This is a genomic window from Arthrobacter sp. MMS24-S77 (genome assembly GCF_054888235.1).
The window spans coordinates 3,989,980-4,014,010 of sequence record NZ_JBTZRN010000001.1; the positions used below are offsets into that span (position 1 = coordinate 3,989,980).

Genomic DNA, 24,031 nt, shown 5'->3' on the forward strand with positions numbered 1-24,031 from the left:
ACCGTTAATAATCGAGCCCCACCCTTCAAGGGTAAGACGTTTCCTAAATAATTCGATTTAGGAAACATCGTTTCCCCGGAGGTGCTCGTGGGCCGACTTGTGCTCAACCAGTTGTCGCGTTCATTCAAGAACGTGTCGGCGGTAAAGAACGTATCGCTCACCGTTGAAGACGGTGATTTCCTCGTCCTGCTCGGCCCCAGCGGCTGCGGCAAGACCACCCTGCTCCGCATGATCGCGGGCCTGCTGGAACCAACGTCGGGCTCGCTCGAACTGGACGGAGCGGACATCACCACCGCCCCGTCCAAGAAGCGCGACCTGGCCATGGTGTTCCAGAGCTACGCCCTGTACCCGCACCTGAGCGTTGCCAAGAACCTGGCATTCCCGCTCCACGTGCGCCGCACCGACAAGCAAGAAGTCAAGAAGCGCGTGGAAGCCGTGGCCGAGATGGTGGAAATCGGTCACTTGCTGGACCGCAAGCCAAAGGAACTGTCCGGTGGCCAGCGTCAACGCGTTGCCGTAGCCCGGGCGCTGGTCCGGGAACCCAAGGCCTTCCTCATGGATGAACCGCTGTCCAACCTGGACGCCAAGCTCCGCACTGCAACCCGGCAGGAACTGGCCGGACTGCACAAACGCCTCGGCGCCACATTCATCTACGTCACGCATGACCAGGTGGAAGCCATGACCATGGCCACCAAGATCGCGCTCCTCAACGGAGGCCAGCTCGAGCAGCTCGGCACGCCGGAAGAGCTTTACGACAAGCCGGCATCCGTGTTCGCCGCGGGCTTCCTGGGTTCCCCCGCCACCAACCTGATCGATGCCGAGCTTTCCACCAGCAATGGCTCCATCACTGTCATGGCGCCCTCTGTGGAAGCCGTGCTGTGGGACGGAGAAACACCCCAGCGGGACGTGGTGCTGGGCATCCGCCCTGAGCACTTGAGCATCCACGCACCCGGTTCTTCCGCAGCCGCGCCGAGCTCCGGAGCAGCCCTTCGGGGCATCGTTGACCTGGCCGAAAACCTCGGCAGCGAACAAGTCATCTACTGCCGGGTAGGCGAGAACCGCGTAGCCGTTCGCGCGCCGCGGGGCCTGCACTGGGAGCCGGGCAACGCCGTCGTTCTCAGCGCCGACGCCAGGAACCTCCACCTCTTTGACCGGACAAGCGGCCGCCGCCTCGAATGGCAGGCAGACGCGAAATACGCGTCCGCTGCCAGCTCGGCGCAGCCCACCGCATCGGTCTAGCCTCCCCTCTTCCGGACCCCAACCCGGAATCAGCAACCCACCCAACCCAGCAAACTGCCCAACCCAGCAAACTGCCCAACCCAGCAAACAAGGAAGTATTGTGCGCCCTCTCCGTTCAATTGCACTGGCCATCGCTGCCGGCACAGCCGCATTGGCACTCGCCGGTTGCTCCGGCACGTCCCAGGCCAGCACCGTGACCAACCAGATCCCGGAGCTGAAGTCCGATCAGCAAGTAAACATCACCTTCGAAAGCTACAACCTGGCCCAGGCCGGCGTTTGGACCGATACCGTCAAAGGCCTCCTAGCCGACTTCGAGAAGGCCCACCCGAACATCCACGTCACCGCGCAGGCACCACAGGGCGGCGGCGCCGTCGGCTCCAACACCGTCAGCAGCGTCCAGACCCAGCTCCTCGCGGGCCACGCGCCGGACGTCGCACAGTTGACGTTCGATTCGCTGGACTTCGCCGCCACCCAGCTCGGTGCCCAGCCGATCAGCGACCTCGTCGGCAAAGACGCCGTTGACCAGGCGCTCGGGGGCGCCCACCCTTTCCACCCCAACGCGAAACACCTGGCGGACTGGAACGGCAAGACCTACGGCATCCCGTATGTCTTCTCGACCCCGGTCCTCTTCTACAATTCCACCAAGCTCGCCGACGCCGGAGTGACCAACCCGGATCTCTCCACGTGGGACAAGGTTGAGGCGGCCGCGAAGGCCGTTTCCGCGAAGACCGGAAAGCCGTCGCTGGACATCTCGTGCACCAGCATCGGCGGCAACTGGTGCATGCAGGGCCTCTTCAAGTCCAACGGCGCCCAGGTCCTCTCCGATGACCGCAAGACCGTCGGCTTCGGCTCGGACGCCGCGATCGACACCGTCACCAAGCTCGCACAGCTGACGAAGGACGGCGTGCTGCGCAATGCTGACAGCAGCGCCCAGTCCGAAGGTCTCGCGAAGGGTGATTCGACGTTCCTCCTCACTACCTCGGCACTCCAGGGCTCGCTCATGCAGGCCTCGTCGAAGGGCGGCTGGCAGCTCAAGAACGCCGCCATGCCGCAGTTCGGCACCAAGCAGGCCGTCCCCACGAACTCGGGCTCGGCGCTCTTCATCCTCTCCCAGGACCCTGCAAAGCAGCGCGCAGGGTGGGAACTGATCAAGTTCATGACCAGCGACCACGCCTACGAGCAGATCTCCACCAAGATCGGCTACCTGCCACTGCGTACCTCGCTGACGGCTGCCGGTGGTTCCCTCTACGACTGGGCCCAGAAGAACCCGCTCCTGGCCCCGAACCTCGCCCAGCTCGACCGCCTCCAGCCGTGGGTTTCCTACCCTGGCAACAGTTACGTACAGGTGGACGACATCCTCGGCAAGGCCGTCGAGAACGTCGTCTACTACGGCAAGGACGCAAAGACGACCATGGCCGACGCCCAGAAGCGTGCCCAGGACCTGATTCCCTAGGCACTTCCCGCCCGCTTCCATGACCCATCCGGAAGGACACCAGCTGTGACTACCACTACCGAGGACGCAGTCTTCGGAACCCGCAATCGCCCCTACCCCGTGGAGGGCACCTACAACTTCCGGAGCACGGCAGGCTATGCCGCCACCGCGCGGACCGATGCGGCCGCACCGCGGACCATCCGCGAAGGAAAGCTGTACCGCTCGGACGCACTGCACGGACTGACCGACGCCGGACGCCGGCAATTCTCCGAGCTCGGCATCCGCTTGGTCATCGACCTGCGGGACCGCACCGAGCTGGCGAAGTCCCCCAGCAACCTTGACGGACTCGCCGTCTGCACGAGGCACAACCCGATTTTCGAAGAGGGTAACGTCCCGGGTACCGCGGAGATCACCACCCTCGTGGACATCTACCGGCTCATGATCCGCAGCCACGCCCAGCGCCTTGCCGACGCTGTTCGCCTCATTGCGGATTCCGGAACGGAACCGGTCCTCGTGCACTGCACGGCAGGCAAGGACCGCACCGGCGTCGTCGTTGCCCTGGCCCTCCTGGCGGCAGGGGTGGACCGCGAGCAGGTGATCCTCGACTACACAGCCAGCGAGGAGAACCTGAGCGGCGAATGGAGCGAGGCCATGATGGCCGCCGCCTCCAGCCACCCGGGCCTTGCGGGCATCGGCGAGGACCTCCAGGAAATCATCTCCGCGAGCCCCGCCACCGTCCTGGAAACCACGCTTGACCTGGTCGACGAGACGTACGGCAGCGCCACCGGCCTGCTGCAGGCCCACGGTTTCAGCGACGCCGACGTCGACCGGCTCACGGACGTCCTGACCTTCAGCTCCACCCGCTAAGAACCACCACTACTTACTGCAGAAAAATACAAGGAGACAAGACCATGAGCGCCGAACTTCAGCACCCCGCCCCCGAGCACTTCATCCTCCACATCAGCGACACCCACTTTGTGGCCGACAATGAGCTCCTGCACGGCAGCGTGGACAGCGACGAGAACCTCCGCCAGCTGTTCCGCGATTTCGTCAAGGCCCAGGTCAAGCCCGAAGCCCTGGTGTTCACCGGCGACCTCGCTGACACCGGTCGCCCCGACGCTTACGTCCGCCTGCGCAACATCGTCGAGCCCGTCGCCGAGGAGCTCGGCGCCAAGATCGTCTGGGTCATGGGCAACCACGACGCCCGTACCGCCTTCCGTTCGGGCCTCCTTGATTCCGACGCGGGTGAGGAATCCGTGGACATGGTCCACGACGTCAACGGCCTGCGCATCATCGCCCTGGACTCGACCGTTCCGGGCAAGCACCACGGTGAAATCTCCGACGAGCAGCTCGCTTGGCTGTCCGATGTCCTGGCCACCCCTGCCCCGCACGGCACGCTCATCGCCCTGCACCACCCGCCGGTCCCCAGCCCGCTGGAGATGATGGCCATGTTCGAACTGCGTGAGCAGAGCCGCTTCGAGAAGGTCATCGAAGGCACCGACGTCCGCGGCATCCTGGCTGGCCACCTGCACTACTCCACCTTCAGCACCTTCGCGGGGGCTCCCGTGACGGTCGCCTCGGCCACGTGCTACACGCAGGACCTGAACGTTGCCCCGAAGTCGATGCGCGGCCAGAACGGCGCACAGGCCTTCAACCTGATCCACCTCTACCAGGACAAGATGCTCAGCTCGGTTGTCCCGATCGGCGAATTCTCCACGGTATACAGCGTTACCGCCGAGCAGATGGCAGCCTTCCAGAAGATGACCCTCGAAGAAGCCACCGCCGCCATGACCGCCCCTGGCAAGGCGTCCGACGTCGAGCCCTCCACCGACGGCGCCGAAACGGCCGGCGAGCTCGCCGGCAGCACCCGCTAGGCACCGAAAGGAAGCCGACAGAATGTTCATCGAGACCGCCGGGCCGGCAGGGCGCATCGCCACTGCCGGCCCGGCCGGGCGCTCGGTTACCCGGCGCCGCAAGCGCCGCGCCCTGAGCCCCTACCTCTACATCCTGCCCGCCGTCGTCCTGCTGCTCGTCTGGACGTACTGGCCATTGGGACAGACCGTCAACCTGTCCTTCAACGACTGGAACCTGATCCCCACCAAGCCAAAGCAGTACGTTGACGTGCAGAAGTATGCGAAGGTCCTGAGCCTGCCCGAGCTCCACCAGGCCCTCATCAACACGGGCCTATACATCCTGGCGTTCCTGGGTATTTCCGTGGCGCTGCCGCTCGCGTTCGCACTGCTATCGCGCAAGGTCCAGGGCAAGGCCCGCACCGCTTACCAGGCCCTGATTTTCGTGCCGTTCCTCATCACTCCGGTTGCCAGCAGCGCGATTTGGCGATGGCTGTTCGCTCCCGAAGGCGGGACGATTCCCGCCATCGCCGCCGCCTTGGGCGCCCCGATGGGCAATGTGTTCCGTGATCCCGACGGTTCCATGATGGCAGTGATTGTCATCGTGGGCTGGCAGATGCTCGGCTTCGGCGTGCTGGTGGTTTCGGCCGGGCTGGCAGGCATCAGCCCCGACTATGCCGCCGCCGCATCGATCGACGGCGCTAGCGGACGGCAGATCACGTGGCGGATCATCATTCCGCTACTTTCGCCGAGCTTGGTGTTCCTCTCGCTCATGACCATCCTGCTGTCCGCGCAATGGACATATCCCATCATCGACCTCGTGACGCAGGGCGGTCCGGGCAATTCGTCCACCAACATCTACTACCTGCTGTACCAGTTCGGCTTCAGGAACTTCGACGCCGGCCTCTCCTCCGCGGCGGGCACGCTCTTCTTCCTCGGATTCGGGCTGATCGCCCTGGTCTTCGTGGAACTCTCGGAGCGACTCAGCTTCTACGACAACTAGAAAGAACCACCATGGCCTTCATCACCATCGCCCCGCCGGCCCAGCCTGGTTCCTTGGACGCTCCACTTTCAGGGCCGACGAAAGTCTCAGAGCCGACGACGGCGCCTGCCGCCGAGCGCGGTCGCCTGCGGTTTGCGTCCCTGCGGTCTGCGTCGTTGCCGCTTGGGTCTTTGCGGTCAGTACCCAGCCACGTTCTCCTGATCGCCTTGGCGATCGTCTCGATCTTCCCCATCTACTGGATGTTCGTCACGGCCTTCCGTCCGTCGTCGGACGCCTTGTCCACCAACCCGTTGCCGGGACCCCTGAGCATGGAGAACTTCCAGTACGTCCTGAAGACCATCCCCATCGCGGGCATGCTGGCGAATACCTTCGGCATGGCACTGACGTTGGCGGTGTCCCAATTGCTCGTGGCCATCCTGGCTTCCTACGGTTTTGCGCGTTGGGACTTTATCGGAAAGAAGGCCCTGTACCTGCTGTTTGTGGGGTCCTGGCTGGTGCCCTTCCAGGTCACCATGATTCCCAACTACCTGCTGGTTTCGCAGATGGGCCTTCTCAACACCATCACCGGCGTCGTCATCCCGCAGCTGTGCTCGGCCTTCGCGGTGATGATGCTGCGCCAGCACCTTGAGGCCTTCCCGAAAGACCTCCTGGATGCGAGCCAGATGGATGGTCGGTCATCCTGGAGGACGCTGTGGGAAGTGGTTGTCCCGAACCTCCGGCCAGCGCTGGCAGCCCTGGGCATCATGCTGTTCATCAGCGCCTGGAACGAATACTTGTGGCCTTCGCTGATCATGCAGAAGTCCGATGCCCTGATCCAGGTAGGCATCCGAGGGTTCCTCGGCGCCGAAGGCAACAACTGGGGCGCCATCATGGCAGCGTCCTCGCTCGCCTGTCTGCCGATCTTCCTGATCTACATCTTCTTGCAGCGATACGTGGTGGATGCATTTGTCCGCTCGGGGTTGAAGTAGCCCTGGCCCCGACGCTCGCTCACATATAGCGCCGTTTCCACCGACGCTCGCTCACATAAAGGGACAAATCCGGAAACGCTCGCTCACTAGATGTGAGCGACGGTTTCGAAAAACAACCCCAAAGGTGAGCGAGCGTCTTGGGTGCCAGGAAATGCATGATGCCCTGTTACCGTTCGTAAACAGGGCATCACGCCCCGTGATGCGTCCCACATTCCGGCATATCTTGAAGACCTCCCCAACCCACAATCCTTGGAGGTCCCGATGGCAACAGCAGTCGGCCACGATGACTATGCACTTGAACGGGTACCCGCATCCGCACGCTTTCACTGGTTCTCCGTAGCGACCCAGCGCTTCGGCCAGCTCAGTTCCCTGGCGAGCTTCCTGCTGGGCGCCACCCTCGGCTTCGGCATGGACTTCTGGAGCGCCGTCCTCGCCATCACTCTCGGCTCGGTCATCCTCGAAATCGTCACCATCTTCACTGGTATCGCTGGACAGCGCGAAGGCCTGTCGACGTCGGTACTGGCCCGATGGACCGGCTTCGGCGGAGCCGGTTCATCGCTGATCGGCATCGCCATCAGCCTGAGTGCCATCGGCTGGTTCGGCATCCAGAACGCCGTCTCCGCGCAAGGGTTGGCCAACCTCGTCGGAGTCCTGCCCGCGTGGGCATGGGCCTTGATATTCGGCGTGCTGGTCACCCTGATCGTCATGTTCGGCATGGCTTCCATGGCCTGGACCGCGTACGTCGCAGTACCGGCCTTCCTCCTGCTCGCGGGCTGGTCCATCATTGCCGAATTGTCCAAGCACAGCCTGGGCGACCTCCTCACGGCATCACCCGGAGGACCCACACTCACACTGATCCAAGGCACCACGATCGTGGCGGGCGGTTTCATCGTTGGCGCGGTCATTACGCCGGACATGTCCCGCTTCAACCGCTCCGCCAAGGACGTCGTCAAGCAGACCGTCCTCGGCATCACCCTCGGCGAGTACGTCATCGGCCTCATCGGTGTCCTCCTGGCGTTGGCGCTCAAGACCAACGACGTCGTAGCGATCGTCACATCGACATCGGGCTTCATCGGCACACTGATCGTCATCACCGCGACGCTCAAGATCAACGACTGGAACCTCTACGCAGCGTCCTTGGGCATCGTCAACTTTGCCGACCGCACCATGAAACGCAAACTGCACCGCGGTGCCGTCACCCTCACCGTCGGCCTCATCGGTACGGTTTTGGGCGCTGCCGGAATCCTGGGACACTTCACGGACTTCCTTATCCTTCTCGGCGTGGTCTTCCCACCCATCGCGGGCATCATGGTGGCCGAGTATTTCGTGGTCCGGAAATGGCGCCCTGAACTGGAATCCAGCCGCAAGCTCGGCCGTTTGCCTGAGCATGCTCCCGCCTGGGTACCCGCCACGATCGTGATCTGGGTACTCGCCTCCGTCATCGGATACTTCGTGGCTTGGGGACTGCCGTCCATCAATTCCCTCTTCATCGCCTTCATCCTCTACGCCGTCGCAGGGCGACTTGGCCTGATCCGGGGCATCGGCAGCACCAAGACCTACCCGGACCACGAACCCGCCTCCGTCCCGGAACCTGCCGCCTCCTAGGGCCACACCCTGACGCCGAACCCGGCTGCCCCTGAACCCGAAATCAAAGGAGAATCAACCATGATGCGCATCGGCATAGACGTCGGCGGCACCAATACCGACGCCGTCCTCATGAATGGCAGCAGCGTCCTGGCTGCCACCAAGACCCACACCACCGAAGATGTCACCAGCGGAATCGTCAGCGCCCTGCGGCAACTCCGAGAAGCGGCCAGTTTCGATCCCGGCGACGTAGCCGCCGTCATGATCGGCACGACGCACTTCATCAACGCGCTCGTGGAGGGCAAGAACCTGACCCCGACGGCGGCCATCCGCTTCGGACTTCCGGCCACCCGGGCTCTGCCGCCCCTGGTGGACTGGCCGCGCCGCTTGGTGGATGTCCTCGGCGGACACAGCTACCTCTGCCACGGCGGCCACGAGTACGACGGTCGCCAGATCAGCCCCTTCGACGAGCGCGAGTTCCGGGAAGTCCTGGACAAGGTCGCGGATGCAGGGGCCCGCTCCATCGCCCTGTCCTCGGTGTTTTCCCCATCAATGCCGAGTTCGAGCTGCGGGCAGCACAGATCGTGGACAGCGAATACCCGGAGCTGTCCGTCAGCCTCTCCCACGAGATCGGACGGATGGGCCTGCTCGGCCGCGAGAATGCCACCATCATCAACGCGGCACTCCGCGACCTCGCCGATCACGTCACCTCGGGCCTGAGCCGCACCGTTGCCGAAGCGGGCATCAGCGCTCCCGTATACCTTAGCCAGAACGATGGCACCCTGATGGACATCGACTACGCCCGCAGGTACCCCGTGGCCACGTTCGCGTCCGGCCCCACCAACTCGATGCGCGGCGCCGCGTTCCTTTCCGGAGAGCAGGACTGCGCGGTGGTCGACGTCGGCGGCACCACCACCGACGTCGGCATCCTCCAGTCTGGCTTCCCGCGCGAGGCTTCCACCGACGTCGCGGTCGCCGGGGTACAGACGAACTTCCGCATGCCTGATGTGCTGTCCATTGGAATTGGCGGTGGCAGTTTGGTCCGCTCGCTCGACGGAAGGGTCGAGGTAGGCCCAGGCAGCGTCGGCTACGCGTTGACCGAACGTGCCTTGCTGTTCGGCGGAGATACCCTGACGGCCACCGACGTTGCCGCAGCCGCTGGCCTGATCCAACTCGGTGACAACGACCGCGTCGCAGGGCTTGACCCCGCAATGGTGCGGGCCGCCCTGGAAAGCATCGCTACGCGGACGGCTGAAACCGTTGACCGCATGCGGACCTCGGCCGAACCTGTGCCCGTGGTGGTGGTCGGCGGCGGCGGCTTCCTGGTTCCGGACAACCTGGCCGGCGCCTCGGCAGTGCTGCGGCCCGAGCATGGTTCCGTTGCCAATGCGATCGGCGCCGCCATCGCGCAAGTGGGCGGCGAAGTGGACCGGGTCTTCTCTGTGGATCCCGGCAGCCGCGATTCAGTGCTCGACGCCGCGCGGCAGGAAGCCACCGACCGTGCCATCGCGGCCGGCGCACGCCCCGATTCGGTCTCGATCGTGGACATCGAAGAAGTTCCCTTGGCGTACTTGCCCGGCAACGCTACGCGCATCCGGGTCAAGGCAGTCGGCAACCTGGCTCTTGGAGGCAACAATGCGTGAAATTGACGAAACCCAAATGTCGGACATCGCCCGCGGAGCCGCTGTGCTGGGCACAGGCGGCGGCGGCGATCCCTACGTGGGCAGGCTCCTGGCCGAGCAGGCGCTTCGCCAGCACGGTCCGGTGATACTGCTCGACGTCGACGAGTTGCCGGACGACGCCGTCGTAGTCCCCGTCGCGCTCATGGGCGCACCGACCGTGATGCTGGAGAAGATGCCGGCCGGCGACGAAGCCACGAACGCGCTGCGCGCCGTCGAGCAACTGATCGGCAAGCGCGTCACGCACACCGTCTCCATCGAGGCAGGCGGCCTAAACTCCGTGACTCCCTTTGTTGCCGCGGCGGAACTGGGTTTGCCGCTAGTTGATGCTGACGCCATGGGGCGCGCCTTCCCGGAACTTCAAATGGTCCTGCCGACACTCAGCGGAGTCCACGCAAGCCCCATGACCATGGCGGACGAACGCGGAAATGCGATTACACTGCAGACCGTCGATAATGCCTGGGCCGAACGCTTGGCCCGCGCCGTAACTATCGAGATGGGCTGCACCGCCGCGGTCAGCCTGTATGTCTTGACCGGTAAGCAAATCAAGGAGCTCATGGTTCCCGGAACCATCACCTTGTGCGAACGGCTGGGAACCGGCATCCGAGAAGCCCGCGAGCAGCACCGGGATCCCGTCGCGGTGGCCACGGAGCTGCTGCGCGGCAAGAAGCTGTTCACCGGCAAGATCGTGGACATCCAGCGCAGGACGGAGGCCGGTTTCGCACGAGGCGAGGCACACTTGGATGGCGTTGGCGAGGACCTGGGCTCGCGCTTCGAACTCGCCTTCCAGAACGAACACCTCGTGGCGCGGCGCGACGGCGAAGTGGTGGCCAGCGTCCCGGATCTCATCTGTGTCCTAGACACGGATTCCGGCGAGCCAGTCACCACGGAGATGCTCCGCTACGGTGTCCGTGTCACGGTCCTCGCTGCCCCGTGCGACCCCCGCTGGCGCACCGATGCTGCGCTCGAACTGGTGGGACCTGGCTACTTCGGCTACCACCACGAGTACATGCCAATCGGCTGAATCGCCCGTGCCACAATGATCACCATGAGGATCTATCCCGTGCCAGCTCTGCCGTGAGGCAACGAGTACCGGTGGAACGCTATCTGGGCGTGGACGACGTATCCGCGCTGGCCGCGGGAGCAGGTCTGCTGGGGTCCGGCGGTGGCGGGGATGCCGCCGTCGGATCCCGGCTTTTGCGCCATGTGCTCCAAGGCGGAGGGCGCGCCCGTCTGGTAGCGGCCGGTGATTTGCCGCCGGACACGGTGGTGGTCCATGTCGGGCTCGCCGGGGCACCGGACGTCGTCGCGGAGCGGCCACCGGGCGGGGAAGACTTTGCCAACGCTGTTACCGCGCTGGCAGGTGCCCTGCGGCAACGCGTTGGGGCCATTGGCGTGATCGAAATCGGCGGGTTGAACGCACTCATCCCTTTGGTTGCCGCGCAAGTGCTCGGGCTTCCCGTGGTGGACGGCGACCTCATGGGCCGGGCTTTCCCCCGGATCAGCCAGACAACCCTCGCCGCCGCAGGCCACCCGGCCACGCCCATGGCAGTGGTTGGGCCCGCGGGAGACTCCGTCATTATCGAATCCGCTTCCATCGATGCGGCGGACAGGATCATGCGCGCCAACGTCGCCGCCCTTGGTGGTGCCGCAGCAGTGGCTCTCTACCCGTGCCGGGCCGACACTTTGGCGGCACTTGGCCTGCCCGGTTCGGTGAGCAAATGCCTCGCGCTCGGCCGGGCCCTCGCCGCTTCGGCGGGGCGCAGTGTTTCCGACCTCGCCAAGCGGCTGGGTGGCGAGCTGCTGTGCGAGGGCAGGGTGGACGAGATCCGGCCCCGCCGCGGCGAAGTCCCCGGCAGCCTCACGGTCACGGACCGCTCAGCCGGGCACATCCTGAGGCTGGACATGCTCGACGAATACCTGAACGTGGCCATCGACGGCGTCTCCCGCGCGTCCGCGCCCGACGTCCTGGCTGTGCTGGACCCCGTGACCTTTGTTCCCGTACCGCCGGACAGGCTCCGTTCGGGACAATCCATCGCCCTGCTGCGCCTTTCGTCGATTCCGGGTTGGCCGGACGGCGCTGAAGAGCTGATCGGACTCACCGCTTTCGGGATCGACGCCGGCCAGCCGGAGGCCACCCGATGACCGCCGGGTACGCACCGGTCAGCGTGCGGGATCTCCTCACCGAAACGGTGCTCGCCGGTGCCGCCGTCGTCGCCGGCAGGCAAGGACTCGATCGTCCCGTCCGGGACTTGAGCTGGTACAGCGGGGAGCTCCCGACGACGGCGAACGGTCACCTCATGGTGTGCGCCGCGGCAGCGGTGACGCCGTCCTACCGCTTGGAGGCCCTCGTCCGGCGGGCCGAATCGGCTGGCGTCGCCGCCCTGCTGATCGCCTCCGAGGAACAACCACCCCTGCTCTCCACCCTCCGCCTTGCCGACCGTCTTGGCATTCCAGTGCTGTCCGTTGTGGGGGCCGACCTCGTGGAACTGCTCCACCGGCTCACCATCCGGGTCCGTGCACCGGAAGTGCAGAGGGCCAGGCTCATCGAGGACGTCGTCCGCCGCCTCAGCACTAAGACAACGGCAGAGGACATTCTGGCCGCGTTGGGCTTGGCGTTGTCCCAATCGGTCTGGTTGCTCTCATCGGACGGGAGTGCGATCCACGGCGAACCCATCAGCCTGCCTTCCACGCTCAGGCTGGACCTGGCCGTCCCGCAGCACAGCGATCCCTCCGCCGACGGACAGATCCTGATCCATCCCGTGACCGAGCCAGGCCCCACGCAGGCCGCCGCATGGCTCGCGTCCCACACTGCCGGCAGCGACGAACACCAGCGCATTGCCACCGCCAGTGCCCTGGCGGTGGCCGAACCTTATGTCCGAGCATGGCTCATTAGCCAGCGGGTAGCAGCCGAAAGGGATTCCGTGTTCCACGGCCGCCTTCTCGCGGACCTGATCGCTGGGCAAGGCGTGGTCAGCCAAGACGTCGTGGAACGCGCGCTGTCCGCAGGTTGGCGGCTCCAGGACTGGCACGTGGGAATTCATTTGGTCCGGACCGCGAGGGTGCCGGATCCTTTGCGGGATGATCCGGTCACGTCGATGAGGAAGCTTCGGAACGCCCTTGAGGCCCAAAAGCTCATGGGACCCGTGGTGGACCGCGGTGATGGGTGGACAGTTTGGATCAGCAGCGCCACCGAACCGCCGTCGTCGGATGGCCGCCGGGTCCTGCGTTCGGTGCGCCTCATGCTGGCCCAGCTGCCCGCACACTGGGAGGTGGTGGCCGGAGTGGGGCGCGTTCATCACGGACCCGGAGGGCTGGTCAGCAGCCTCCTGGAGGCCCGCGACGCCGCAACATTGGCGAGGACCCACGAATACCGTCCTGCGGCCGAACACATCGATGAGCTGGGCGTCGCGAGGCTCTTGGCCGCGTGGCAGGAGTCCGAGATCCTGCGGGCCTTCGCCGAGACCGCGTTGGCCCCGCTCAAAGGCGTGGACGGCGGCCAACTCCTACGCACCTTGCAGGCCTACCTCGAGGCCGGGGGCTCGGTGTCCACCACGAGCATCGTTCTGGGCCTACACCGCAACACCGTCACGGCACGCCTGCACCGTCTCCGCGAGCGCCTGGGCGTGGACCTGGATGATCCCAACCAGCGGCTTGCACTTCAATTGGCCTGCCGCAGCATCGAGTCCGAGCACGGTTAAGGGTTCCGACAGTTCAGGGCAACCCGCACAGTCATCCCGTATTCGCAGTGCTCGCTGCCCGTTCCGGGTTGTGAACGGGGGACCTAGTGTTGCCAGCACATGTACCCCTACAGGAGGATCTGTCATGCATCTTCGAGTCATAGTCCCCGTCATCGGCGACACCTTTGCCGAGTCGGTCGGGGCTGAGATCGCCGCTTGGGTTTCACCCGGGACGACTTTCGACGTGGTCGCCCTCGCCCGCGGAACAGCAAGCATCGAGTCCGAGTACGACGAAGCCCTCGCCGCACCGGGCATCCTCGACCGGATCGACGAGGCAAGCAGCGACGGCGTCGATGCCGTGTTTGTTACCTGCTTCGGCGATCCGGGGGTGCACGCGGCGCGGGAAATTGCGGACTACCCGGTGGTTGGCGGCTTCGAACCGGCAGTCCTCCACGCATTGAGCTTGGGCGAAAGGGTCGGCATCGTCACCGTGCTTCCCAACGTCTTGCCGATGCTGCGCAGCCTCACCCGGCGGTACGGCTTGAGCGAGCGGATCGGCTGCATCCGCGTTGTGGACTTGCCGGTGCTTGGTCTGGAGGACCACGAACTGCTCCTGGACCGCCTCCATGCGCAGGCCTCCGAGGCCGTGGACAAGGGCGAGGCCGATGTTATTGTGCTCGGTTGCACCGGGATGCTTGGGGTGGCTGCTGCACTCCAGCGCCGGCTCGAAGAGAACGGCACGTACGTACCGGTGGTGGATCCCACCGGTGCCGCTGTCACCTGGCTCGAAAGCAGCGTCCGGCTGGGCGTCCGGCCAAGCCGAACCACGTACATGCGTCCGCCCGTGAAGGCCCGCAGCGTTTAAGTCGGTGAGCCTATTCCCGTGCGGCCGAAAGTGCCGCACGGGTGGCCACCAGTTTGGCTTCGGCCCCGGACCTCAGGAAGGCGAGATCCGAGTCGACAGCCAGCAGATCGGCGTCGCGCAACGCACCGCTCAATTCGGCTGAGCCACTGAACGCGCCCGTCAGCTTCCCATGATTCCGCGCCACCGCCAGAACATGGCCGATCGCGTCAAGGGTCTTCGGATCCGTGACCCCATCGGCGCCGAGGGACAGGGCCAAATCGTAGGGACCCACGAAGATCCCGTCGATGCCGTCTGCCTGGGCGATTGCCCCGGCATTGGCCAGCCCCGCGGCGCTCTCGATCATGGCCAGGCACAGCACTTTCCCTTCGGGCTGCAGCAGCGAAGGCGCCGCGATGGCAGATCGTGAGGCCCCGGAACTGCGGACACCCTCTGGCGGAAAGGTGCAGGCGGCCGCGATCGCCGCGGCTTGGGCCGCGGACTCGACCATGGGGACTACAACGCCGGCGGCTCCGGCGTCGAGGGCACGGCCGATCTCCGCCGCGCTGTGCCCGGACGTCCGCACCAAAGCAGGCGTTCGGTTGAGTTCGCACGCGCGGAGCAAACCGGGAAGTCCGTCCAGGGTGGCGGTGCCGTGTTGCAAGTCGATGCCGATCCAGTCGAATCCACTGCCGGACAAGGCTTCCACGCCGTGCGCATCCAGAAAAGTGAGCCAAGCGCCAAGGCGGTTGTTCGTGTGCGGTGTATTGGCAGGGATCATCGTTTTTCTCCTGATCAGGGGTAACCGAGCCAAATCTACGCCAGGAACGCGACGGGCCCCTTGGGCAGCCCGCCCCCTCCGGGCCCGGTAACTAGGCATTCCGCCCTTGGACGCCCCAACGCCAGCCGCCGTGCGTACCGGCTCACGGGAGCGCTCGCGAAACAATGGAGTCCCGGCGACGACAGCAGGTCGCAGCGCATCTTGCGGACCATGGGGTGAACGTGTGGCATGGCCACGCCTATGCGTGGGAACTCACCCGGGTTTTGGGCATCAGGCGCGATCGGCTGTGCCAAGCGCGATTGGGATCCAATGAACGCGCTTTCAACTTTTCCCGGTAGCCATCTGTTTGCGTGAGATTTACCCATTTAAATCCGCATGTTCCACGGTGAAAGCCAGAATGAAAGCGCGTTCATTTAGTCGCGTTCGCATCCGACCCGCTCACCCCTGGAGACACTTTGAAACGTCGAATCGTCCTGCTTGGTGCCGTACTGGCCGCCGGATCCCTGCTTTCCACCGCTTGCACGCCGCCTGGCCAAGCATCAGCCTCCGCCAACGAATCCCTCATCATCTACAGCAACTCGGTGTCCGACGGGCGCGGCGATTGGCTGAAGAAGGAGGCCGCGACGGCCGGCTTCAAGATCGACTTCGTTGATCTTGGTGGTGGTGACGTGATGAACCGCCTGACAGCGGAGAAAAACAACGCGGTGGCCGATGTAACGTTCGGCCTGAACAACGTGTACTTCGAGAAGCTCAAGGCCCAGAACGTACTCGATCCCTACACCCCGTCCTGGGCAGGGGACGTCGATGCCTCCTTGGGTGACCAGTCAGGCAAGCAATTCTGGCCGATTGTGCGCGAGCCGATCATGCTCGTCTACAACAAAGCCGCCTACGCCACTCCTGCTGCCGCCCCACAGGATTGGACCGATCTCTGGACCAAGGACCAGTTCAAAGGCAAGTACGAGGTGCCCACCGCACTGGGAGGCGCCACCACCCAGATGGTGCTCGCCGGCATCCTGGCCCGCTACGCCGACACCAACGGTGAGCTCGGGATCAGCGCCGAAGGGTGGGCACAAGTAAAGGCCTACTTCGCCAACGGGAGCCGTGCCGTCACGGGCGAGGACCTGTACTCGCGCATGAAGAAATCCCAGGTGGACGCCGGCCAGATGTGGCTGTCCGGCAAGGCGAGCCGCGAAAAGCAATACGGGATCGCAACAGAAGCCGTGAAGCCCGCCGTCGGGGTCCCCTTCGCTGTTCAGCAGGTCGGCCTCATCAAAGGCACCAAGAAGGCCGAAACCGCTAAGAAGTTCATCGACTGGTTCGGTTCCGCAGACGTCCAGGCCAAGTGGTCCAAGCAGTTCTTCACCGCCCCCGCTAACAGCAAGGCCGCCACCACCGCAGATGCGCAGGCTATTCAACAGACTGCCGCCTTCAAGAACCAGGCGATCGACTGGACTTTGGTCGGGAAATTCATCGACAAGTGGGTCGAGAAGATCCAGCTTGAGTACTTGAAGGGCTAGCCGATGATCACGTTTGAGAATGTCGAGATCCGTTTCGGAGATTTTGTCGCGCTGCCCGAGTACCAGCTCACGGTGGAAGAAGGCGAGTTTTTCACCCTCCTGGGCCCCTCGGGCTGTGGCAAGTCTACGGCCCTCCGGGCGCTGGCCGGCTTCATCGCGCCCAGCCGCGGGGACATCCGCATCGGCGGCAAGCGTGTCACGCACCTGCCCAGCCACCGCCGCGAAATCGGGATGGTCTTCCAGAGTTACGCCCTGTTTCCCACCCTGTCCGTGTGGGAAAACATCGCCTTCGGCCTCAAGGTTGCAAAGGTTTCCAAGGCCGAGACCGCTGAGCGCGTCCGCGAAATCGCCCGCGAAGTTAATCTCAGCGACGAACAGCTGGGCAAGAGCGTCACTGAGCTTTCCGGCGGCCAGCAACAGCGCGTTGCGATCGCCCGGGCTCTGGTGCTGCGGCCCAAAATCCTGTTGTTGGATGAACCCCTGTCCAACCTCGACGCGAAGCTCCGCCACCAGCTCCGGGCCCAGCTCAAGGATCTACAGCAGCAGTTCGGCATCACCACCGTCTACGTCACCCACGACCAGGACGAGGCGCTGACCATGAGCGATCGCATTGCCGTGATGAACAACGGCCGGATCGAGCAGGTAGGAACGCCCCGGGAAGTGTACACGCGGTCCGCCACCGAGTTTGTGTGCAACTTTGTGGGCGATGCAAACAAGCTCTCCCCGCCACCGTCAAAGCAGTAATGCGCGACGGCGGGACCCCCCTTGATCCCGCGAGGCCGGCTTACGTGCGGATCGAAAAGGTCAGGATCGAGGCCGCGGGTACCGTCGCATCGGAAGCCGGCCCCGCCCTCCCAGGCCGGGTGAGCTCACGGCATTACCATGGCGTCTACAGCAGCTACCGCGTCGAAACGGATCGCGGAATGTTCCGCGGGATCCTGCAGGAGGATGGGAGGGGAGGCTTCCAGCCCGGGGATTCGGTCCAGCTTCTGATCAATCCGGACGATGTCCTTCAGTACGGCGGCTCCCAGTACGGTGTCTCCCACTACGAGGTTGCCTCGTGAACGGCTCGTTGCGCCAACTGTTTCGGTCTCCGCTGTTCCTGGTGGTCGGGGCAGTACTGTTGTGGTTTTCCGTCACGTTCCTGATCTACCCGAACGTCAGGTTGCTTGGAACGGTCTTCATGCCGGAGGGGCAGTTTTCCTTCGTTGCCATCCGGCGGCTGATGTCCTCCCAACATGCCATGGAATCACTGCGCAACAGCTTCCTACTTGCAGCGGTGCTCTCGGTGACCGTCAACGCCGTCGGGATTTTCATTGTGCTGGCCACACGGTACTTCGACATCAAAGGTGCCCGGGTATTGTGGCTGGGCTACGCCAGCACGCTGATTTACGGCGGAATCGTGCTGGTGGCCGGCTACAAGTTCATCTACGGAGACAGTGGCTTCATCACGCGTCTATTGCTGAATGTGTTCCCGGGCATGAATGCGGCTTGGTTCACCGGCATGTTCGCGGTGGTGTTCGTCATGACGTTCGCCTGCACCGGAAACCATCTGCTGTTCCTCGGCAACGCGCTGGCGAAGGTGGACTTCCAGACCATCGAAGCCGCCCGGATGATGGGCGCTTCAAGCTGGAAAGTGCTGCGCGGCATCGTTCTGCCCACCCTGATGCCGATGATCTATTCCATCACCATCCTGACCTTCCTCGGCGGGCTCGGGGCGTTGGCCGCCCCGCAGGTACTCGGCGGCGAGGACTTCCAGACCGTCACGCCGATGATTTTGACGTTCGCCAACGCTCCCTCGTCCCGGGATCTCGCCGCGACGCTCGCCATCATCCTGGGACTGTCCACGATCGTGCTGCTGGCCGTCATGAACCGCTTGGAAAAGGGCGGGACCTACTTCAGCGTGTCCAAGGTTCCCGCTTCCATGCAGAAGCAAAAGATCGAAAACCCGGTAGCAAATGTTGTTGTGCACGCCGTGGCATACGCACTTTTCGCCGTCTACGCGCTCCCACCGGTCCTGATCGTCGTCTTTTCCTTCACCGACGCAGCCTCAATCCAGAGCGCCACCCTGAGCCCCGGCAGCTTCACCCTGGACAACTACCTCCGGGTATTCACCGACTACTCGGCACTGTGGCCGTTCCTCGTGAGCATCGGCTACAGCGCCGTCGCGACGATTGTCGCCGTCTTCGGCCTGCTGTTCGTCGCCCGCCTCGTGCAGAAATTCCGCAACCCGGTGACGGCTGCCATCGAATACATCCTGCATATCCCTTGGATTCTGCCCTCCACCATGGTGGCGCTCGGATTGATCATCACCTTCGACCACTCCGAATGGCTGGTGGGCAACATAGTCCTGACGGGGACGCTGGCGATCCTCGCCATTGCCTACGTGATCGGCAAGATCCCGTTCACCCTGCGGATGCTCAAGGCAGCCTTCGCCGCGGTACCCGACCAGTTGGAAGAGGCCGCTGCGATTCTTGGCGCCGGCTCCTTCACCACCTTCCGTCGGATACTTTTGCCGATCGTCGCACCCACGGCGGCGGCTGTAGCCGCCCTGAACTTCAACCACCTGCTCGACGACTACGACACCGCTGTCTTCCTGGCTCACCCCCTGTACCAGCCTTTGGGGATCGTCATCAAGAACGCCACCAACAACGACACCTTGACGGACACCACAGCCCTGACCTTTGTGTACACCGTCATCCTCATGGTCATCACCGGCGTCACCATGTGGCTCGTCTACGGACGGGGAGCCGGACCCGGCGGTTCGCGACGTCGTCGTAATTCCTCAACAAAAGTAGTCCCTGCTCCGCCGTCGACTACACCAGAAACCGCCCGCGAATACCATGAGCTGGCCACCGCTGGCGCCGCAAACAAGCAAGAGAGATAAAAAGATGTTCGGACAGCCACGATTCGTGGAGCAAAATGCCCAACTCAATACCGCTTTTGAGCACGCCAGGCCCCTGGTGGCCGTCCACCGCGGCACCGGCCTCGGCACCATCGCGGAAAACACCCAGGGAGCCGTAGAGGCAGCCCTTCGCCAAGGTGCCGAAATGGTGGAGATCGACATCGTTGAATCGACCGATGGCGAGTTCTTCCTCTTCCACGACGGCTACGAGCCGATGCACTTCGGGATCGAGGAGAACATCAGGACACTGGATGCCGCATCGATCCGGGCCTTGGAGTACCGCTGGTGCTCGACGGCGAGCAACGAGCCCTACAGGGTGGCAACGCTCGATGAGGTACTGCGTCAAAACCCTCGTGCCCTCTTCAACGTGGACCGCTCCTGGTGGTACTGGGAAAGGCTTCTGCCATACCTGGACAGCTACGACGTCTTGGGCAGGGCCGTGCTGAAATCCCCCGTGGACCGGGAACCGCTGGAGCTGCTGGCAGCGCACCCGGTGAAATATCCCTTCGCGCCCATGGTCCGGTCCCATGAGGACGTTCTCCGTGTGCTGGAGTACACGGAGATCAACACGGTTGGCATGGAACTGCTAGCAGAAGGTCCGGACCACGATTTTGCCTCTCCCGACTATGTGGAGTGGCTCCATTCGCGGGGACTTTTCGTCCTCTTGAACGCCATCAACCTGAGCAACAGGGTGCCCCTGTTCTGCGGCTGGGACGACGAGATGTCCGTGCTTGGCGACCCCGATTCAGGGTGGGGGCGGCTGGTAGGACTTGGGGCCGACATCATCCAGACCGACTGGCCGGGATTGCTGGTCCCCTACCGAAATGCCGTGCTTCAGGGGGCGCCCGCGGGCATGTTGGCCAGCCAGTAGAGTGGTGGCTGTGACTGAGCTGGGGCCCCCGAAGGGACGTAACGGAGGATCACCGCTGGGTGTGCGGATGGACGACGTCGCCCAGCTCGCCCAGGTATCCCGGGCCACGGTGTCCCGGGTGTTGATGGGGCATGTCTCTGTTTCTCCCAAGACCCAGGAAAAGGTCAACCGGGCCTTGCGGGAATTGGGCTACGTGCCCAACATGATTGCCAGCGGGCTGGCGGCACGGAGTTCGGACCTGGTGGGCCTGCTTCTGCGGGATCCCAGGAATCCCGCATACGGCCTGCTCCACAGCGAGATTCAGAACGAGGCCAGCCGCTCAGGGCTTCAGCTCATCACAGTGGTTCCCACGGTAACGCGGGGTGCCGAGGAAGAGCTTGCAGGGTTGCGAAGGCTCCTGGGCTTGCGGGTCGGCGGCCTCATGGTTTCCACCGGCGTCATCAAGGCTCACGATCTGGAACCTTTCCTCGACTCGGTGCCGGTGGTGTCCGTCGGCAGGGTGGAGGAACATCCGGGCATTTACGGAGTCTCCTACGACGAGGACACGAACGGTGCCATCCTGGCCGACCGAGTGGCTAGCTCGGGCCATCGCGCCGTGGCGGTCGTGGTTCCCGCGTTCTCCCTCTCCACAGCCGAAAACCGGCGGGGTCTCGCCATGGCGGCACACCTGCGCGGGCGCGGCATCGATGTCCACCAGCTCGATACCGATCTCTTTGCCGACTCAATGGACCGTTGTGAGGACATCGTCCGGCTGGCAACCGAAGGACGGATCACCGCAGCTATGTTCCCTTCGGATACCCGTGCCATTTCCTTCATGCCGCTCGCAAGAGCGGCAGGGTTGCGGATCCCCGAGGATCTGTCCATCACAGGGTGCGACGGCATCCTGATGGGCGCCGATCAGATCGGGATCGCCACGCTCAGGATTCCGGTCCATGACGTGGCGGTACGGGGCACTGCGGTCATGGCGGAGCTGCTCAAGAATCGCAGCTCCGCCGCCATACGGCACGAGCGGTTCCCGGGAGTCTTCGTCCCGGGCCGCACCCTGGCCTCACCGGCGCACGTCAGCTGATTCTTCCCGGCACTGTCTTTCAGGAGAACTCCTTCAGCGCCTCCGTGAGGAGCCTGCCCGGAGAACCCAGCCGAACATGGACTCCGTGGGAAGCCACCAGATCCCCGGCAATGACGACGGCGGTGACGTCGCTCGCCGTCGCGCTGAACGCGAACTGCTGCGGCATGGAACCGGCGGTTCGCACCGAGTCCGGGGCCACGGCCATGAGGTCGCAGACTGCGCCTACTTCCAATGCCGACGCTATGGGAGTGCCCATGGATGCCGCCGCGCCGACCGTAGCGGCACGGAGCAGTTCCTGCGGCGAAAACCTGCCCCGCTGACCGGAACCGAGGCGTTCCCCGTGCTCCAAGGTGCGCATTTCAACCCAGGGATCGATCACGGCATGCTGGTCCGTGCCGAGCGCGATGATCGCCCCGGCGTCGGACAATGCGCGGGCCGGCCCGATCCCATCGGCGAGATCGGCCTCGGTGCTGGGACACATCACCACGGTGGCTCCAGCGTCCCCAAGGAGCCGGATGTCTTCCGGCGTCAGGTGAGTGGCATGGACGGCGGAGAGCCGCGCGGACAACAGGCCATGCCGGGCAAGGAGTCCAGCCGGGGTGACGCCATAGGCCTGCAGGCAGGCCTCATTCTCAGCCGGTTGTTCGCTCAAGTGGATGTGGAGTGGAAGGTCGGCAGGCAACTGGCGGGCGACCGTCTTGAGAGCCTCCTCGGGCACACCGCGAACAGAATGCAGGGCGGCCCCCACGCTGACCATCTCCGGCGGAAAGGTCTCCGCGATTTCGGCCCGCAGCGAGGCGAGCCGGTCCAGCCAAGCCTGGGCGTCGGCGTCGCCGAACCGCGCCTGTTCCGGACTGAGCGGTGTTCCGATGCCTCCCGCGAGGTAAAGGGTGTCCAGCAAAGTGAGGCGGATCCCGGCGGCCACGGCTGCCCTTGCCAACGCAAGTTCCATCGCGTGCGGCTCCGGGTACGGCGTCCCTTCGGGCTGGTGGTGGACGTAGTGGAACTCCGCCACGCTGCTGAACCCCGACACCACCATTTCGGTGAACACTGCCGTGGCGAGCTTTTCGTATTTCTCCGGCGTCAGTTCCGCGGCGCTCCGGTACATCTGCTCCCGCCACACCCAGAAGTCGCCACGCCCATCATGGGTGCGTCCGCGCAGGATCCGGTGGAACGCATGCGAGTGGGCGTTGGCCGCAGCCGGGAAGACGGCGCCATTCAATATCCGGTCAGCGGCTTCGGGCTGGACCCCGGTAGAGATGCTGGAGATGCGGCCGTTGTCCACCTCCAACCGGACGCCCGCGGCCACGGCCGAACCGCCCGCGACGGAACCGCCGTCGACGTTTACCAGCGCCGCCTCGCACCAAATCCCGCTCACAGGAGTCCCTCCAAAACGTCGGCGAGCGCAACGGCGCCGGCCGAGGCGTCCTCGTCAGCCACGTATTCTTCCGGGGAATGCGAGATCCCGCTGGGATTGCGGACGAAGAGCATCGCCGAGGGGACATGTCCAGCCAGCACACCGGCGTCGTGCCCTGCGCCGGTTGCGAGAACCGGCGCCCCGGGCAGGAGCTCGGCGAGGCGTCGGCTCAGGCCGGGATCGAAGTGCACGGTGTCGCTGTAGGACTCCTCCGTGAGGGTGACCGTGCATCCTTCGCTCGCCGCGATTTCCCGGGCTGCACCGTAGATCGATTCGATCAGTTGCGCCGTGACGGCGTCGTCGGGGTGGCGGGCGTCGAGCCACAGGTCCACGCGGGAGGCGATCACATTGGTGCCGCCGGGAACGGGCGTCAAGCGCCCGACGGTGGCCCTCGCGTCTGGCTGCTTGGCCGCCGTGTCACGGACGGCAACGACGATCTGAGCGGCCGCGACCATCGGATCGGCACGGTCGGCCATGAGGGTAGTCCCGGCGTGGTTGCCCTGGCCGCTGACGCTCAGCTTCCAGCGGCCGTGGCCCAGGATGGAGCTTCCGACGGCGATGGCCGGCCCGCTCTGGCCCAGCCCCTTGCCTTGTTCCACATGGAGTTCGACGAAGTCACCGATTCGCGCAAGCGCCTCCGGGTCGCGCCCGACGTACCGGGGATCCAGTCCATGGCCCCGCGCGACGTCGGCGAAAGTGTTGCCGTCGACGTCGCGCAGGTTCAGCGCCTTGTCGACGTCGATGGCGCCGGTCAGGATCCGCGACCCCAAGCAGGCCACGCCAAAGCGGGATCCTTCCTCTTCCGGGAAGACCGTGATGGCTAGGGAGCGCCGCGGATTTTGCCCGCGGGACTTGAGGATGTCGACGGCGGCCAGCGCGGAAGCCACACCGAGCGGCCCGTCAAAGGCACCTCCTCCGGGGACAGAGTCGAGGTGGCTGCCGGTGACAAGCGCACCGTCCTGGGGTTTTCCCCACCAAGCCCAGATGATGCCGTTGCGGTCGGTCTCGACGTCGAGGCCGCGTTGCTGGGCTTGTTCAATGAACCACTGCCTGAGGTCGAGTTCGGGCGTCGAGTAGACGGCCCTGGAGTATCCTCCGCGCACCGCATCGCGGCCCACGTCCTTGATTGAGTCAAGGAGCTGATTGACGGTTTCCACGTGTTCCTCCGATTAATGAAGACTGCCACCAAGTAAAA

The 24,031-nt window shown here is 64.5% G+C and carries 20 protein-coding genes and 1 pseudogene; 18 read left to right on the plus strand and 3 right to left on the minus strand.

Annotation, left to right across the window (positions count from 1 at the left end; translation table 11 throughout):
* The first annotated feature begins 87 nt into the window (after positions 1–87).
* From ACX5I4_RS18335 to ACX5I4_RS18390, 12 genes and pseudogenes are all read left to right on the plus strand, one after another.
* A complete protein-coding gene (locus ACX5I4_RS18335) occupies positions 88–1,239 on the plus strand; it encodes an ABC transporter ATP-binding protein (RefSeq protein WP_461837910.1) in 1,152 nt (383 codons plus the stop codon).
* 100 nt (positions 1,240–1,339) lie between these two features.
* Positions 1,340–2,692, plus strand: a complete 1,353-nt coding sequence (locus ACX5I4_RS18340) for an ABC transporter substrate-binding protein (RefSeq protein WP_461837911.1) — start codon at positions 1,340–1,342, stop codon at positions 2,690–2,692.
* A gap of 45 nt (positions 2,693–2,737) precedes the next feature.
* Complete coding sequence (locus tag ACX5I4_RS18345) at positions 2,738–3,538, plus strand: tyrosine-protein phosphatase (RefSeq protein ID WP_461837912.1); 801 nt, start codon at positions 2,738–2,740, stop codon at positions 3,536–3,538.
* A 44-nt stretch (positions 3,539–3,582) separates the two neighbouring features.
* Positions 3,583–4,545: a phosphodiesterase gene (locus ACX5I4_RS18350; RefSeq protein WP_461837913.1), complete on the plus strand. Its 963-nt coding sequence runs from the start codon at positions 3,583–3,585 to the stop codon at positions 4,543–4,545.
* Between the two features lie 22 nt (positions 4,546–4,567).
* Positions 4,568–5,524 (plus strand): carbohydrate ABC transporter permease, encoded by a 957-nt coding sequence (locus ACX5I4_RS18355; RefSeq protein ID WP_461837914.1) that lies wholly within the window; start codon positions 4,568–4,570, stop codon positions 5,522–5,524.
* Positions 5,525–5,535: 11 nt separating this feature from the next.
* Positions 5,536–6,492 carry a carbohydrate ABC transporter permease gene (locus tag ACX5I4_RS18360; RefSeq protein ID WP_461837915.1) on the plus strand — a complete coding sequence of 319 codons (957 nt, stop codon included), beginning with the start codon at positions 5,536–5,538 and terminating at the stop codon, positions 6,490–6,492.
* Positions 6,493–6,753: 261 nt separating this feature from the next.
* Positions 6,754–8,097, plus strand: coding sequence for a purine-cytosine permease family protein (locus ACX5I4_RS18365; protein WP_461837916.1), 1,344 nt, complete (start codon positions 6,754–6,756; stop codon positions 8,095–8,097).
* 63 nt (positions 8,098–8,160) lie between these two features.
* A pseudogene (locus ACX5I4_RS18370) lies at positions 8,161–9,719 on the plus strand (hydantoinase/oxoprolinase N-terminal domain-containing protein).
* Positions 9,712–10,779 carry a DUF917 domain-containing protein gene (locus ACX5I4_RS18375; RefSeq protein WP_441433257.1) on the plus strand — a complete coding sequence of 356 codons (1,068 nt, stop codon included), beginning with the start codon at positions 9,712–9,714 and terminating at the stop codon, positions 10,777–10,779. Before ACX5I4_RS18370 ends, ACX5I4_RS18375 begins: the two are co-directional and overlap by 8 nt.
* 71 nt (positions 10,780–10,850) lie before the next feature.
* Positions 10,851–11,900: a DUF917 domain-containing protein gene (locus ACX5I4_RS18380; protein ID WP_284753642.1), complete on the plus strand. Its 1,050-nt coding sequence runs from the start codon at positions 10,851–10,853 to the stop codon at positions 11,898–11,900.
* Positions 11,897–13,456, plus strand: a complete 1,560-nt coding sequence (locus ACX5I4_RS18385) for a helix-turn-helix domain-containing protein (RefSeq protein WP_461837917.1) — start codon at positions 11,897–11,899, stop codon at positions 13,454–13,456. Before ACX5I4_RS18380 ends, ACX5I4_RS18385 begins: the two co-directional genes overlap by 4 nt.
* 124 nt (positions 13,457–13,580) lie before the next feature.
* The gene (locus tag ACX5I4_RS18390) at positions 13,581–14,300 is read left to right on the plus strand and encodes an aspartate/glutamate racemase family protein (protein WP_284753640.1); all 720 of its coding nucleotides are present in this window, start codon (positions 13,581–13,583) and stop codon (positions 14,298–14,300) included.
* 10 nt (positions 14,301–14,310) lie between these two features.
* On the opposite strand, the gene ACX5I4_RS18395 is transcribed toward ACX5I4_RS18390, so the two are convergent.
* Positions 14,311–15,057, minus strand: coding sequence for an HpcH/HpaI aldolase family protein (locus ACX5I4_RS18395; protein ID WP_461837918.1), 747 nt, complete (start codon positions 15,055–15,057; stop codon positions 14,311–14,313).
* Positions 15,058–15,512: 455 nt separating this feature from the next.
* Between ACX5I4_RS18395 and ACX5I4_RS18400 the strand changes: the two genes are divergently transcribed.
* Genes ACX5I4_RS18400 through ACX5I4_RS18425 form a run of 6 tightly spaced genes read left to right on the plus strand, consistent with a single transcriptional unit; the run spans position 15,513 to position 21,419 of the window.
* Positions 15,513–16,574, plus strand: a complete 1,062-nt coding sequence (locus tag ACX5I4_RS18400) for an extracellular solute-binding protein (RefSeq protein WP_461837919.1) — start codon at positions 15,513–15,515, stop codon at positions 16,572–16,574.
* A 3-nt stretch (positions 16,575–16,577) separates the two neighbouring features.
* Positions 16,578–17,318 (plus strand): ABC transporter ATP-binding protein, encoded by a 741-nt coding sequence (locus ACX5I4_RS18405; protein WP_461837920.1) that lies wholly within the window; start codon positions 16,578–16,580, stop codon positions 17,316–17,318.
* The gene (locus ACX5I4_RS18410) at positions 17,318–17,638 is read left to right on the plus strand and encodes a TOBE domain-containing protein (RefSeq protein WP_461837921.1); all 321 of its coding nucleotides are present in this window, start codon (positions 17,318–17,320) and stop codon (positions 17,636–17,638) included. Before ACX5I4_RS18405 ends, ACX5I4_RS18410 begins: the two co-directional genes overlap by 1 nt.
* A complete protein-coding gene (locus ACX5I4_RS18415) occupies positions 17,635–19,461 on the plus strand; it encodes an ABC transporter permease (protein ID WP_461837922.1) in 1,827 nt (608 codons plus the stop codon). Before ACX5I4_RS18410 ends, ACX5I4_RS18415 begins: the two co-directional genes overlap by 4 nt.
* Before the next feature lie 4 nt (positions 19,462–19,465).
* Positions 19,466–20,350 (plus strand): glycerophosphodiester phosphodiesterase family protein, encoded by an 885-nt coding sequence (locus ACX5I4_RS18420; protein ID WP_461837923.1) that lies wholly within the window; start codon positions 19,466–19,468, stop codon positions 20,348–20,350.
* Between the two features lie 10 nt (positions 20,351–20,360).
* Positions 20,361–21,419, plus strand: a complete 1,059-nt coding sequence (locus tag ACX5I4_RS18425; RefSeq protein WP_461837924.1) for a LacI family DNA-binding transcriptional regulator — start codon at positions 20,361–20,363, stop codon at positions 21,417–21,419.
* 19 nt (positions 21,420–21,438) lie between these two features.
* On the opposite strand, the gene ACX5I4_RS18430 is transcribed toward ACX5I4_RS18425, so the two are convergent.
* Both ACX5I4_RS18430 and ACX5I4_RS18435 read right to left on the minus strand, forming a co-directional pair.
* Complete coding sequence (locus tag ACX5I4_RS18430) at positions 21,439–22,797, minus strand: formimidoylglutamate deiminase (RefSeq protein WP_461837925.1); 1,359 nt, start codon at positions 22,795–22,797, stop codon at positions 21,439–21,441.
* The gene (locus ACX5I4_RS18435; RefSeq protein WP_461837926.1) at positions 22,794–23,993 is read right to left on the minus strand and encodes an allantoate amidohydrolase; all 1,200 of its coding nucleotides are present in this window, start codon (positions 23,991–23,993) and stop codon (positions 22,794–22,796) included. Before ACX5I4_RS18435 ends, ACX5I4_RS18430 begins: the two co-directional genes overlap by 4 nt.
* Positions 23,994–24,031 lie beyond the last annotated feature (38 nt).